Source organism: Kribbella sp. NPDC026596 (assembly GCF_040638415.1).
Lineage (GTDB): Bacteria > Actinomycetota > Actinomycetes > Propionibacteriales > Kribbellaceae > Kribbella.
In genome coordinates this window covers 101,912-113,842 of the sequence record NZ_JBEZYF010000025.1, presented here as the reverse complement: position 1 = coordinate 113,842, position 11,931 = coordinate 101,912, and the positions used below count along the sequence as shown (strand labels likewise).

The following is an 11,931-nucleotide window of genomic DNA, read 5'->3' as shown; positions in this document are numbered from 1 at the left end:
GACCTACTCCAACGAATCGACCAGCACCAGACCGCCACACCGGCCCTCGCACAAGCCGCATGAACAACCCCGACGAACTTACGGCGCGGACCACTTAGCCGTGTAGATCCGAGTCGCGGCGGAGATCTTGACCTCCTGCACGAGCGGCCCCTAGGTCTCGTCACCGATCGCGACGGTGCAGCGCAGATAGAGCGTGGCTCCGTCCGCGGAGGGGGTCAGCCACATCGCTGGGTGGACTGGCGCTCCGGCTTTGACGGGGCGCAGGACGACCTGCGGTTCGTGGTTGAAGATCGTCTCGTCGAGGGTGACGCCGAGGCCCGTCACGTCGCTGAGCGGAGTTCCTTCGGCGACTTCAAGGATTCAGGTTCCAGCGCGATTCAGAGAACCTTGTCCCCCAGGGTGCAGACCGGTGTGGGTGGTCGAGCTCAGATCAGGTAGGCGCTACTGCCATCAGCGATTCTGCTCCGCGACGCCGCCGGGGTCGTGCCGCGAGGCTGCGGTCCGAGTTGGCAGGCCGATGGGTGCTGATCGTCATCGACGACGGCTGGAGCGCAGCGGGCACGCGGTCCGCTCTGTCAGTCGGCGACTAGGGCTTGGACGATGAGTTCGTTGCGGGCGTCCTGGCCGTAGGGGACGGTGGTGTGGACGCCTTCGCGGAGGCACTGGGTAAGGAGTGACGGCTTCGCGGCGAGGAACTCGGCCCAGCGGACGATGCGCAGGTTCGGGTACTTCTTGTCGGCGTCGTGGATCTGGGAGTTGATCCAGGCGCTGTTGCGCTGGTCGGCGACCTGGACCGCCGCCGACATGGCCGTACGGGAGATCTGCGTGTTGACCCAGACCACCATCCGGTTCGGGCCGACGATCTTCATCGTCCGGTCCACCTGGGCGGCGAACACCGGCGGGTTGAAGATGTCGTTGGTGCCGGTGGCCATCAGGATCCGGCGCGGCAGGCCGTACTTGGTCGCCCAGTTCTCGAGCGCGTCGACCGCGGGCGCCGTCGGCCGTCCGGACCAGTTGTGAACGGCGAGACTGACGCCGGCGCGGCTCGCCAGCTTGGTCGCCAGCGCCTTGCCGTCCTGGACCGCGATGCTGTCGCCGAACATGTAGATGCCGTCGTGGTCGCGGGCGTACGCGATCGTCGCCGTAGTGGCGATTGCCCGGCTGAGGACGGTCCAGTCGCCGAGTACGCCAGACCCGTACAGGTCAGCGGCTGTTGCGGACTCCGCGGCTGCAACGCCCGCAACGGCAGCAGCCGCCCCGGCAATCAAGACTTGCCGACGGTTGGGTTTCAGACGCTTCAAGGTTTCCCCCACGAAGAGGAACTTTGAGGCATAACGCCCGCTTCGCGCAAGTCGGGTTCGAACGTTCCATCCCCTTGTCCCATGGGGAATTCGCCGTTCCAAAGGTCGCGCAGAATACCGACCTCGCCTGTCGGTAAGTCAAGCCTGTGATGCCGAACAGAGGCCCGGATTGCAGCTTGTTGCAATCCGGGTCTCTGTTTCAGCTGATCGTGAGGATCTTGTTCGCTGTGAACGCTTGCGCGTGGTCGGCGTCCGCCGGGAACCACACTCGATAGGCGATCTGTCCGCGGACGGCCGGCTTGATACCGAACGCATAGGCGCCCGTGCTGCTCAGCTTCACCGATGCGATGGACTTCCACACCCGGTTCGAGTACTGCTGCAGATACACGAGTTGGCCGTAGTGCGCCGGCGCGACGTACCCGCTGAACCTGCTCACGCCACCCAACCGGATCGCTGTCGGTGACAACGTCGCCGAGATCGTCGGCGCCACCTGCACCGTGAGATCCACGCTCCGGGTGCCCATCAGGTCGCCGTTGCCGGGGAACGTCATCATGAACACCGACGACACCAGCGGCTTGTACGCGTAACTCACCGCGCCGGTCGAGCTCGTCTTCAACGCCGCGAGCAGCTTGAACGTGGACGAGTTTTTCGGCCGTACGTACAGGTTGACGGGCAGTCCGGCGTATACCTTGTTGTCGATCCGGACCGTGCTGCCGCCGACAGTGATCGTGCCGCCGTAGTTCACGAGTGTCGCGGTAGCGCTGATCGAGGTCTTCATCCCGAGCAGCTGAGTGACGGCGACCGGACTGACCTTCCCGCCGCGGTCCTTCACCCAGGCCGCATAGGTGTAGGTCGCCCCTTGCGCCAGGCCCGTGTTCTTCACCGAGGTGGCCGTGCCTGCGTAGACCAGAGTCCCGGTGGTCAACGTCGGCACCTGGCTGCCGGTGTTGCGCCGGACGATCACTTGGTCGAAGTCAGGCAGGGCGGGGATCGTCCAGGTCAGGTTCGCCGCGAGATAGGCGCCGGTGGCATCGAACGCCGGCTTGGCTGGGGGTGCATCCAGCGTTGAGAACACACTGCTGAACGGCTCCAGCGCGGTACCGTCGGCTTCCTGCACGCCGTTCACGACGATCCGGTACGGCGTGTTGTCGAGGAGCGGCGCGGTCGGGGTGATGACGGCCTGCTTGGTCGTGGCGTCGTAGGCCACGGTGGCGCCCACGGTCGTCCCGGTCTTGCCGTGCACCAGGCGCACGGTGCCGGCGTTGACGCTGGCCGCGACGACGTCGCGCGCGAACGTCACCGTTGGGTGCTCGTCGAGCGGCTGGCCGCTTCCCAGGTCGGGCGGGAGCACGTCCCGCACCGGATAGCTCGTGGTCGGGCTGGAACCGCCCGCGCCGGCCTCTTCGACATCCAGGGTGTACGGCCGGGTGTCTCGTGAGCCGTTGGCGTTTCGGATGGCAATAAAGGTGCTGCCCGCCCCGACGCTCACGTCCGTGGTCGCCGTCAACGGTCCCCACTTCGGTCCGCTCGTCGCGGGGTCGATCTCAGTCGGGAATGGGGTGGCGGCAGATGCTAGCGACTTCAGGTCGTTGTCGTAGACATCGATCCGTGGACCGAAGTTCACCGTGTATTTGTCCCCGTTGAACTCCGGCCCGGTCAATGTGATTCTGAGGTTGCGCGGCCCCGAGGAGACCACCTCGTACCAGTCCGTTTCGCCTTCGGTGCTGATCATCGTGCTGATCGAGCTCGACAGCGGGATCGCCCGCTCGGGCTGGTCGTTGAGATCGATCGAGTTCATCGGGAAGTCCGGCGCCCAGCGACCGCCGAGGGCGGCGTACGCATCCACGATGCCGGCGCCGTAGTACGGGTCGTTGCCGCGCGGGCCTGCGTCACGCGCGAGCGACTTGAGCCGGGACTCGACCTGTGCCGGCGTGAACGTCGGCCACTTGTTCTTCACCAGCGCCGCCACACCCGCGACGATGGGCGCCGAGCACGACGTACCACTGCAGTACGCGTACTGGCTCGTACCGCGAGGGGCGGTAGTGACGATGTCCCACCCTGGGGCAGCGAGGTCGACCCAGTCGCCGTACGAGCTGAAGTCGGTCAGCACTCCCCCGGCGTTCGTCGCGCCGACCGCAATCACCTCGGGGTACGCCGCCGGGTATTGCTGTACGGCGCTCCCGTCGTTGCCGGCCGCGGCGACGACGATGACGCCCTTGGCGATCGCCCGCTTGATCGCGTCGTGCAGGACCGGATTGTCGCCGGGGTTCGCGATCGAGACGTTCAGCACGGTGGCGCCGTGTCCGATCGCCCAGTCGATACCCTCGACGAGATCCAGATCGTTGGCGATCCCATTGGCTCCGGCGACCTTCACCGGCATCACCTTGGAGCTCCAGCCGACGCCCGCCACCCCAGCACCGTTGTTGGTGCTCGCGGCGATGATCCCGGCCACCATCGTGCCGTGACCGTTGTCGTCGACCGGGTTCGGGCGCGTCGTCGAGGTCGCGTTGTAGCCCGCGACGAGATGACCTACGAGGTCCGGGTGACCAGCGTCGATGCCGGTGTCGAGCACGGCGACGATCTGGTTGCCGGTCGACTTCGACACGTCCCACGCCTGCGGTATGCGGACCGTGTTCAAGTACGCCTGCTGACTGGAGGCGAAGTACGGATCGTTCGGTACGGCGGAGACCCTGCGACGGTAGCTCAACGACGCCAACTCGACCGCGGGGTCGGACTTGACCTTCTTCAGCAGGTCGGGCGCGGACAACTTGCCCTTGAGCTTGACGACACCGGAGGACGTTTGCCCCTCCGCTGTCGCCCCGAGCTTCGAAGCCGCGGCCTTCCGCGCCGCCGCGGTCGCCTTCCGCTTGAATTTCACCATCACGGCGTTCGGCTCGATCTCGGGCTTCGAGGTGCTGTGCCGCGCGAACCCCAGCCGATACGGCCCCGGTTCCGCGGCCACTCCCGAGGACCCACTCAACGCAACCACCGAACCCGCCACCAACACAGCCGGCAACCCCCACCGCAACAGATGGGCAAAACGGACGGACAAGACGCCCCCAGGGAAGAAAAGTTACGAACGCCGGGAGTATGACAGAGGTCTGCCACCGCCCATGCCAGGCGGCACCTGGTTTTGGCCGACCCCTCCCTTGGGGCAAACTGCAGGGCCCTCGTGTAGGGCGAACACTTAGCGCCCCCGAACGAGGTCGACGTTGTTCTCTACCTCGGTGATACGCCCATCGGTTGCAGAGCGCGTACTGCGCGCGATCACCGACGTACGCACCGCGCACCGGCATACGTGAACACGGACCGTGTGGAAGACAAAGGGGCTCGATCTGGCGTACCTGGCGCGAGAGGCTGAACGCCGGCGACCTCGAGCTGCGAGGTCCCCAGTCAGACGCTGGCTCACGCGGTGGCAGCGACGCCAGTCCTCTCTGGGTGTTGAGAATCGATCGTTATCTGGAGCCGCTGGCGTGGGCGCGGCTGTGACCTGGGGGTTTTCGTCTTGGACGGTGTCCCCAGCGAGGCGGTCATGGTTCGTGGGGCCGACGTCAGCAGGACTCGATCGTTATCGAAGTGCATTCCGAAGCTACGAGGGCGGAGACCCTGTCGACGTGTGGTCGTTTTGATGCGTCGGTTGGTAGTGGTCACCCAGACGACAAACGACAGCGACTGGCCGGTGATCGAGCCGGTCACGCGCCAGCGCCCCGGGGATGGCCAGGCCGCTGACTCGGAAGCCGACGAATGCCGTAGCCATCAGGGATATCGCTTCGATTCTCAACACGAGCGGCCTGCATCCGTCCGCATCACCACGAAGTATGGCGGGTCTATGCCTGCCGCTGCCCGCATGCTTTCCTGAAGACTCCGGGTGTGGGAGGTGGCTGGTGGATTTTCGCGAGGGTCCGGCGAAGGCCTCACCAGACCTGCCGGTCGTGCGGCAGTGGGTTGAGCGCAACCCGGACACGCGCGCGAGACTCACGGAGACCGTCGAGCATGGCGGTGATCGAGTGGTCCTGGTCATCAACATCCCGGTTCACGAGGAGATGCTCCGCGCGCGGATCGAGATTCCCCCGCTCGTGCAGTCCCCCGAGTTGCTGCGCTTCCGACGCCGGCAGCCGGCCGAACAGGAGACCGAGTGGACCCTGCAATGGGTACTGGGCCTCATGCGCAGGCAGGGCGATCTCGGCTTGCCGACCAAGGTCACCTCGACGGGACCGCACCCGGCGTCCGGGCTCATCATGATCACGCTTGACCGCGTCGACCCCACCTACGCCGCCGAACTCGAAGCCCGCGGCAACGGTCTCACCGTCGTCCTGCCCGAACCGGAGAATCCTGTTCCGCTGGCCGTCGCGCGCACCTGGTCACCTCGTGACCGAGTCCCGGACGCAGCAAGTCCGACCTGGGTCACGGTGGAAAAGCCGCGGCTGTCGTAACCGTGCGAGTGCCCCTTGACGACGGGATCAGCCCGGCAGCCTGCCTGTCCCGATCGCTCGTAACTCGCCGAGGGCCTGGGCGAGTTGCAGGCAGAGTCGCTGGTTGTCTTCGGCGAGTTCACGGTTGCGTGCGTTGGCGATCTCAAGGCGTTGTAGCAGCGACGGGTCGGTGGTGCGTTGTCGCGCGGGCACCGCTTGCGCCGGTGCCCGCTGGTGAAGCCTCCGGAGACGTTCGATCTCGACGCGAATGTCGGGTTGGGTGTAGAGCCACGACCTGGACACGCCGGCGGACTTGGCGACGATCTCGAAGGTGACGACTCCGCCGGACGCGTCGAGCTCGCGCAGCGCCCGGATGGTCTTGCTTCGCGTGAGTTCGTGGCGGCGCCGGGCCGCTCTGGTCAGGTGGATCGTGTTGTCAGCCCTCATCTCGGATGTCCTGGTCGCTGTGCCTGTCGTCTGCGAGGGCGCCGATGATCCGGTCGAGGTTGCACAAGACCTGCCGGTTCATCTCCGACAGCCGCTGCTGCCCGCGGGCCTCGGCAGCGGAGATGATCTGCAGGACCTGGTGGCGGTGCTCGTGGTGCTGGGGCAGGAAGTGGGCAGTCGTGATGAACATCAGACAGCTCAAGCAGGCGTTCGCGTGCGGGCAGGACTGCTGCAACGGCAGACCGCAGTACCCGTTGGGCAGCGCCTGGGTGGCCCGGCCGAGTCGTTGCTTGGCCCAGGCCGCGTCGGCCAGTGGCCCGGAGGGATCGAACGACACCGTCTCTCCGCTGATGTTGACCTTGCGGGCCCTCTCCCAGTGGCGCCGGATGGTGGTGTCGCTGAGCCTGGCGTAGTGCGCGGTCATGACGTGCGAGTCGTGGTCGAGGATCCGGCGCACGACCTCTTGGGGGACATCTCGGTTGATCAAGCGGGTCCCGAGCGTGTGACGGAACCTGTGCGGGGTGACGTTCACCGGCTGCCCGTGTTCGTCGCGGACGTCGCAGCGTTCCAGCCAGCGCCGCAGCGCCCGGCGGTAGGTCCGGTCGACCATCCACCGCTTCCCGTCCGGGTTGCCGGTCGGCTGCGGGAACAAGACTGGCGTGCCGTCGGGCCAGCGGTCTCGGACGCGTTGTCGCTGTTCGCCGAGCTCGCGTTCGAGCTCGTCGTCGATGGGGACGAGCGCCTCGCGCCGCATCTTGTGGTTGAAGTAGCGCAGGTAGGGACGCCGTCACCGTCGCGGGCGATGCAATCGGGCGACAGGCGCAGCGCGTCGCCGATGCGAAGTCCGCAGCGCATCATCACCAGGGTGACCAACCGGTGCGCGGGATCGGCCCACCGGGCGAGGTTGTCGGGATGCTCGAGCTGGGCCATGACAGTCTCGCTCAGCGCGCGAGGCAGCCGCTCCCCTTCCTTTGGGAAGTCCTCGGGGAAGAACATCGCGGTGGTCGGCAGCGTGTCGTCCCAGCCGTGCTGGCGGATCGCGGTGAGGAACAGGTTCAGCTGCCCGATCGTGGTTCGGTGAACCACTCGACCGCCGACGAGGGCGTGCAGGTGGGCCAGGTAGCGCTCCAGCAGCGCTCGATTCAGCTGGCCCAGGCTGGTGATTGCGGACTCCTGGCCCGCCAGGAACTCAGCAAAGCGGGCGACCGCCCTCGTCCCCGACGCCGCCGTCGCTGGGCCGAAGCCCGCCGCGAGCCGCCATCGTGCCCACCGCTTGGGAAGGCCTTGAGCCAGGGTTGCGGGATCAAGTTGAACCGGATGCGCGCCGGCGTGCGGCTGTCGATGCCGAGCTCGCGGAGCCGCCAAACGTCCCGGTCGTACTCGGCGTCCCAGGCCGCGTGCGCCACCGGGCGCAGCTCGCGGGCGGGCGCGAGTGTGCTCCGGCCGGGCATCAGCGTCATAGCCGCACCTCTCGGCCGCTGAACCAGCCCGCTTCCTCCAGCGCCTTGCGGGCATCCTCGGCGGTCAGGTGACCGTAGACGTTCGCCGTGGTGGTGATGTCGGCATGCCCGAGCAGCTTGGACACGACCTCGATCGGGACACCGTCGCGCCGCAGCCGAGTTGCTGCGGTATGGCGGTACCAGTGCGGGTCGAATGCGATCCCGGTCCGGCGCCGCAGCCGCCGTACCAGGTCATAGACCGCCGTGTAGGTGAGCGGGTGCCCGTGCGGCTGTGCCCAGAGGTTGACGAAGACGTAGTCGGAGTCCAGATCGCCGTACTCGTCATGCAGGTAGTCGGCGTAGAGCCGGACCAGTTCGGCACTGACCGGGATCACCCGCGTCGCGCGGGACTTGGTGCGAGCACCGTTGTCGTTGACCCGCGCAATGATGGTGACCTCGCACTCGGCGGCAGTGATGTCGGCATACCGCAGTCCCAGCGCCTCGCCGATCCGTACCCCGCTGTCCCACAGCAGCGCGAACAGGAACCGATCCCGCAACCGGTGGCACGCGTCGAGGATCGCCTGTGTCTCGGCGACCGTCAGCACGCGTGGCAGCTTGCGTGGCGCCGCCAGCTTGATCGTGCGCCGTCGTTGAGACTGCCCCTTACTGATGTGATGCAGGAACGGCTTCCACCCCGAACCCCGCTGGCCAGCCGTCCGCCACGTCGCCAGCAACTCCCCGAGATCCATGCCGTTGCGCGATGCGTGCTCGTAGAACGTACTCAGCGCCGCCAGCTTACGATTCGCCGTCGACGCCGAGCAGTGGTACTCCACCGACGGCAGCACCGCCACCACAGCGGCCCGGGCCGCAGGCGGCCGCCGAAGCCAGGCCATGAACTCAGCGATGTCCTCCAACCGCACCTCGCGCCAGTCCAGTCCCAGCCGCGCCAGGAACACGAACCAGTCCTTCAGATCATGCGCGTAGGCCTTCACCGTGTTCGGCGACGGCTCGATGTCGGTTAGGTAAGCCAGAAACCGCTCGACCGGCCCGACCGGACCGCCGTCATCGCCGAGCACCGTCCACGACTCCAACTGCGTGGCAGGTGACAGCACCCGCTGGACATGCATCGCTCCTCCGAGATCAATCCGCGTGATGGACAGCCGCAGATAACCACGGCCAGCACGCAGATCAGGAACGCTCAGGCACTCCTGGCCGACGTCGACGACGCCTACGCGACGGCTCTAGATAACGATCGTTTCTCGACACCACGTCGGTCAGCGGCGCCTGGTGTCGATGTCCGAGTTGTCTGCACGGTTCCAGCGCTGCGAAGTGGCCGATTTGCAGGCGAGTGCGAGGCATGGCGGTGTACCGAAGTGGCCTGCGCGAGCGTCACAGCCTCGTGAGTTGAGGCGACAGAGGACCAGGACGCATGGCCCGACGACAAATGGGCAGCCGCTCTACCCCACTTTCAGGTCGAGGCCGATGCCGGACGGGGCTAGAAGTGTCAGCTGGTTGTAGTCGATGGTGTAGGAGACCGCGGGCTCGAGGGTGGCCAGCATTGCGGCCTGCATCGCGGCGGTTTCGGCTGTGCAGGTGTGGCCTGTGGTGGCGACGTTGCCGAAGGTCAGTTCTGTGTTGTTGCGGGTGACGGTGCCGGAGAGTTCGCTGCATCCGCTCCAGCCGGTCAGGCGCCCGCCGTCGAAGCTGATCCACGCCTGCTCGGCGTGGTAGCGGTGGTGGCGCAGATAGGCGTTGGTGATGATGGTGACGACCTCCCACCTGACCCCGTCGAGCGGGACGTCGGGTTCGGCGATCTTCCGGTCCAGCAGCGTGATCGTCGTGCTGCCTGAGGTGAGGGTGAGCTCGTCACCGTTCAGCCGCCAGTTGGGTTGGCTCGTCAGGAACGTCTTCAACCATTCCTCCTGGTCCCGAAGCGGCGGTTGGCAGCCGACCTGGGTGCCGCCGATTCCGTCGATCCACAGACTCCCGCCGGCCAGCAGTTCGCCGGCCGCGGCGGCTGTGCCCAGGCTGTTGCAACCACGTGCGCTCGCACGACGTCGTACACCCGTGGCCCGTCCGCGTTCTTGTTGGGCACTCGCGCGAACTCCAGCCGGATCCGCGTCTTCGGCACCAGCTGCTTGGGCTCGCCATCCTCGGTGACTGCGGTGGACAGATACGCCTTGCCCATCGGCGCACCGGTCGATCCGTCCACAACCGCGATCGTGGATCTGAACTCGCGCAGCCGTTCCAGGATCACGTCGGCTCCGCCGACCTCCTGGTCCTGGATACCCGATCGATGCAGGGTCAGCCGGCCGTCCTGGTCGACGCGGATCATCGTGCTGGCTCGGCGGCCGGCTCGCGGAGGTGGTCGGCGTCGATGATCACAGTGTCGGCCGGGAACTGCGCACGGGCTTCGGTGGCGGAGGCGGCCGGGGCTTCGCCGGTTCGGTTGGCGCTGCTTCCGTACAGGAAGGGGAAGCTCTCCCACAGCAGCACCAGTGGACGCCAGGCTCCGTCGAAGAACACCACCCAGCCGTCCTGGATCGCAGGCGCCAGCCATTCGGGCATCGTCGGGTCCGACCCGATCGGCGCCAGTACGGAGATTCGCTCGGCGAGAGCGAAGTCGATCGCGGCGAGGGTGTCGCTCCGGAGATCGAGGTACCGGAACAGCTGATCGTGCGCGGCCGCCGAGTGCACCGAGATTCCGACCGGCTGGTCGACGGGGCGACCTTTCAGGAGATTCACCGCCCGGGCATCGCGGGCCAGCACGCCGTACGTCATCGGACTGGGGTTGGTCACGACAACAGCGCCACCACCCCGCAGTACCTCAACCGCCCGAAGTTCTGCACGATTCAACTCGGGCAGATCCATCTCCGACATTCCCCAAGTATCGGACGTACCACCGGGGCAGGGAGCAGATCGGGGGAATCGACGCCGCTCGCAAGCTATGGGGTCCTGGCCGGACGGTTGATCCGCTTCGCGCGGGAGGCCGCTCCGGCTGCGCGCTCCGAAGGCACCAGTTTGCAGGCGAGTGCGAGTCATCGGGGTGTACCGGCGTCGTCTGCATTAGCGTCACGAGCTCGGTGATTCTCGCGAGCTTGGAGACGCGGCGTTGGGCCCGGAGGAGGTATCTGAACGTGGTGTGCTGACGGCGTCGGACGAGCTGTGGGAGGCCGCCGTACGGCGGGCCGCGGTGATCAGCCGCCTGGCCGCGCTGGACACGGCGGGGGTGACCGCTGTGGACGCGGCGGCCGAGGAGCTGGGGGTGTCGCGGCGCCAGGTCGACGTTCTCGAACGTCGCGCAGCGCGGCCAGTACGACAGCGACGGCAATGCCGTGATGACGCTCACGGAGCTGAACGCATTGCTGCTCGGGCGATTCGATCGAAGTCCGGCCGGACCGTACGGCGCGTTCCCCGGAGCCGCAGGTCAGCGGTGAGCTTCTCGTCACTCAGTCCGAGCTCGACGATGCGCACGGTGCCGCCCATCGCATGCGGGTCTCGCCGACCTGGTCGCCCATATTTTGAACGCAGATCCCGCAGGGACCCACCGCGCGGCCTACTTCCAGTCGACGATGTCGTCCATGCGGGCGGGGTAGCGGAGCTCGCAGAACTCCTGGTACGCGAGCATGTGCTCGCGCATCAGGCGCTCGGCGCGGCGGGCGTCGTGTTTCTCGATGGCGCGGGTGATCTGCTCGTGCTCGATCGCGACCTGTTCGCGGTCCTCCGGCGGATACAGGACTGCGGTGACCCGGACCGACCAGATCGCGTAGATCGACTCAGCTGCCAGGGCGATGACCGGATTGCCAGACGCCACGCCGACGGCTTGATGGAATCCGCTCGTGGCCGCCGAGTACAGCTGGTCCTCGGACGAGCGCTGGCCCGTCCCGTCCATGGCCGCCCGGACGGTCTCGCCGGCGGCGTCGCCTTCCTGCTCGGCCGCCTTACGCGCCAGAACGGTCTCGTACTCCACCCGCGCATCCAGCAGTTGACGGTAGTTGGCGCCGATGGACTGCAGATGCAATGTCGCCATCTGCCCGAAGTTCCGGGGATCGTGGGCCGCGACAACGGGACCGCCACCAGGCCCGGGCTTCAGCGTGACGAGGCCGTTGACCTCGAGGATGCGCAACGCCTCACGGAGCGAGCCGCGCCCGATGGCGAACCGCTCGAGCATGGCGCTCTCCGGCGGCAAGGTGGCCCCGGCCCGCAGTCGCTGGCTCTGGATGTCGCGCAGAATCTGGCGCGCGACGGATTCCGCGAGCTTCTCGGTGCGCTGCGCCATCCTGATCCCTCCCCAACGGCCACGCCGTGCCGCTGACCACCAACGACCTGAAC

12 protein-coding genes are annotated in these 11,931 nt (G+C 67.0%); 1 reads left to right on the top strand and 11 read right to left on the bottom strand.

Annotated elements, in window-relative coordinates:
• Positions 1–150 precede the first annotated feature (150 nt).
• From AB0E63_RS22110 to AB0E63_RS22100, 3 genes are all read right to left on the bottom strand, one after another.
• Complete coding sequence (locus AB0E63_RS22110; RefSeq protein WP_360369117.1) at positions 151–324, bottom strand: hypothetical protein; 174 nt, start codon at positions 322–324, stop codon at positions 151–153.
• A 251-nt stretch (positions 325–575) separates the two neighbouring features.
• Entirely contained in the window at positions 576–1,301 is a 726-nt protein-coding gene (locus AB0E63_RS22105; RefSeq protein ID WP_360369114.1) for a hypothetical protein, read from the bottom strand.
• Positions 1,302–1,500: 199 nt separating this feature from the next.
• Positions 1,501–4,263, bottom strand: coding sequence for a S8 family serine peptidase (locus tag AB0E63_RS22100; RefSeq protein WP_360369111.1), 2,763 nt, complete (start codon positions 4,261–4,263; stop codon positions 1,501–1,503).
• Positions 4,264–5,014: 751 nt separating this feature from the next.
• On the opposite strand from AB0E63_RS22100, the gene AB0E63_RS22095 reads away from it, so the two are divergent.
• Positions 5,015–5,734: a hypothetical protein gene (locus tag AB0E63_RS22095; protein ID WP_360369108.1), complete on the top strand. Its 720-nt coding sequence runs from the start codon at positions 5,015–5,017 to the stop codon at positions 5,732–5,734.
• Between the two features lie 27 nt (positions 5,735–5,761).
• On the opposite strand, the gene AB0E63_RS22090 is transcribed toward AB0E63_RS22095, so the two are convergent.
• The 8 genes from AB0E63_RS22090 to AB0E63_RS22055 form a co-directional block, all read right to left on the bottom strand.
• Positions 5,762–6,160, bottom strand: a complete 399-nt coding sequence (locus tag AB0E63_RS22090) for a DUF6262 family protein (RefSeq protein ID WP_360369105.1) — start codon at positions 6,158–6,160, stop codon at positions 5,762–5,764.
• Positions 6,150–6,914 (bottom strand): site-specific integrase, encoded by a 765-nt coding sequence (locus AB0E63_RS22085; RefSeq protein ID WP_360369102.1) that lies wholly within the window; start codon positions 6,912–6,914, stop codon positions 6,150–6,152. Before AB0E63_RS22085 ends, AB0E63_RS22090 begins: the two co-directional genes overlap by 11 nt.
• Before the next feature lie 388 nt (positions 6,915–7,302).
• Positions 7,303–7,620: a hypothetical protein gene (locus tag AB0E63_RS22080; protein ID WP_360369099.1), complete on the bottom strand. Its 318-nt coding sequence runs from the start codon at positions 7,618–7,620 to the stop codon at positions 7,303–7,305.
• Entirely contained in the window at positions 7,617–8,726 is a 1,110-nt protein-coding gene (locus tag AB0E63_RS22075; protein ID WP_360369096.1) for a tyrosine-type recombinase/integrase, read from the bottom strand. Before AB0E63_RS22075 ends, AB0E63_RS22080 begins: the two co-directional genes overlap by 4 nt.
• A 330-nt stretch (positions 8,727–9,056) precedes the next feature.
• Complete coding sequence (locus AB0E63_RS22070) at positions 9,057–9,596, bottom strand: META domain-containing protein (RefSeq protein WP_360369126.1); 540 nt, start codon at positions 9,594–9,596, stop codon at positions 9,057–9,059.
• Positions 9,509–9,934 (bottom strand): hypothetical protein, encoded by a 426-nt coding sequence (locus tag AB0E63_RS22065; protein ID WP_360369093.1) that lies wholly within the window; start codon positions 9,932–9,934, stop codon positions 9,509–9,511. Before AB0E63_RS22065 ends, AB0E63_RS22070 begins: the two co-directional genes overlap by 88 nt.
• Positions 9,931–10,398: a hypothetical protein gene (locus tag AB0E63_RS22060; RefSeq protein WP_360369090.1), complete on the bottom strand. Its 468-nt coding sequence runs from the start codon at positions 10,396–10,398 to the stop codon at positions 9,931–9,933. The genes AB0E63_RS22065 and AB0E63_RS22060 overlap by 4 nt, the downstream gene beginning before the upstream one ends.
• Before the next feature lie 757 nt (positions 10,399–11,155).
• Complete coding sequence (locus tag AB0E63_RS22055) at positions 11,156–11,878, bottom strand: FCD domain-containing protein (RefSeq protein ID WP_360369087.1); 723 nt, start codon at positions 11,876–11,878, stop codon at positions 11,156–11,158.
• Between the last annotated feature and the right edge of the window lie 53 nt (positions 11,879–11,931).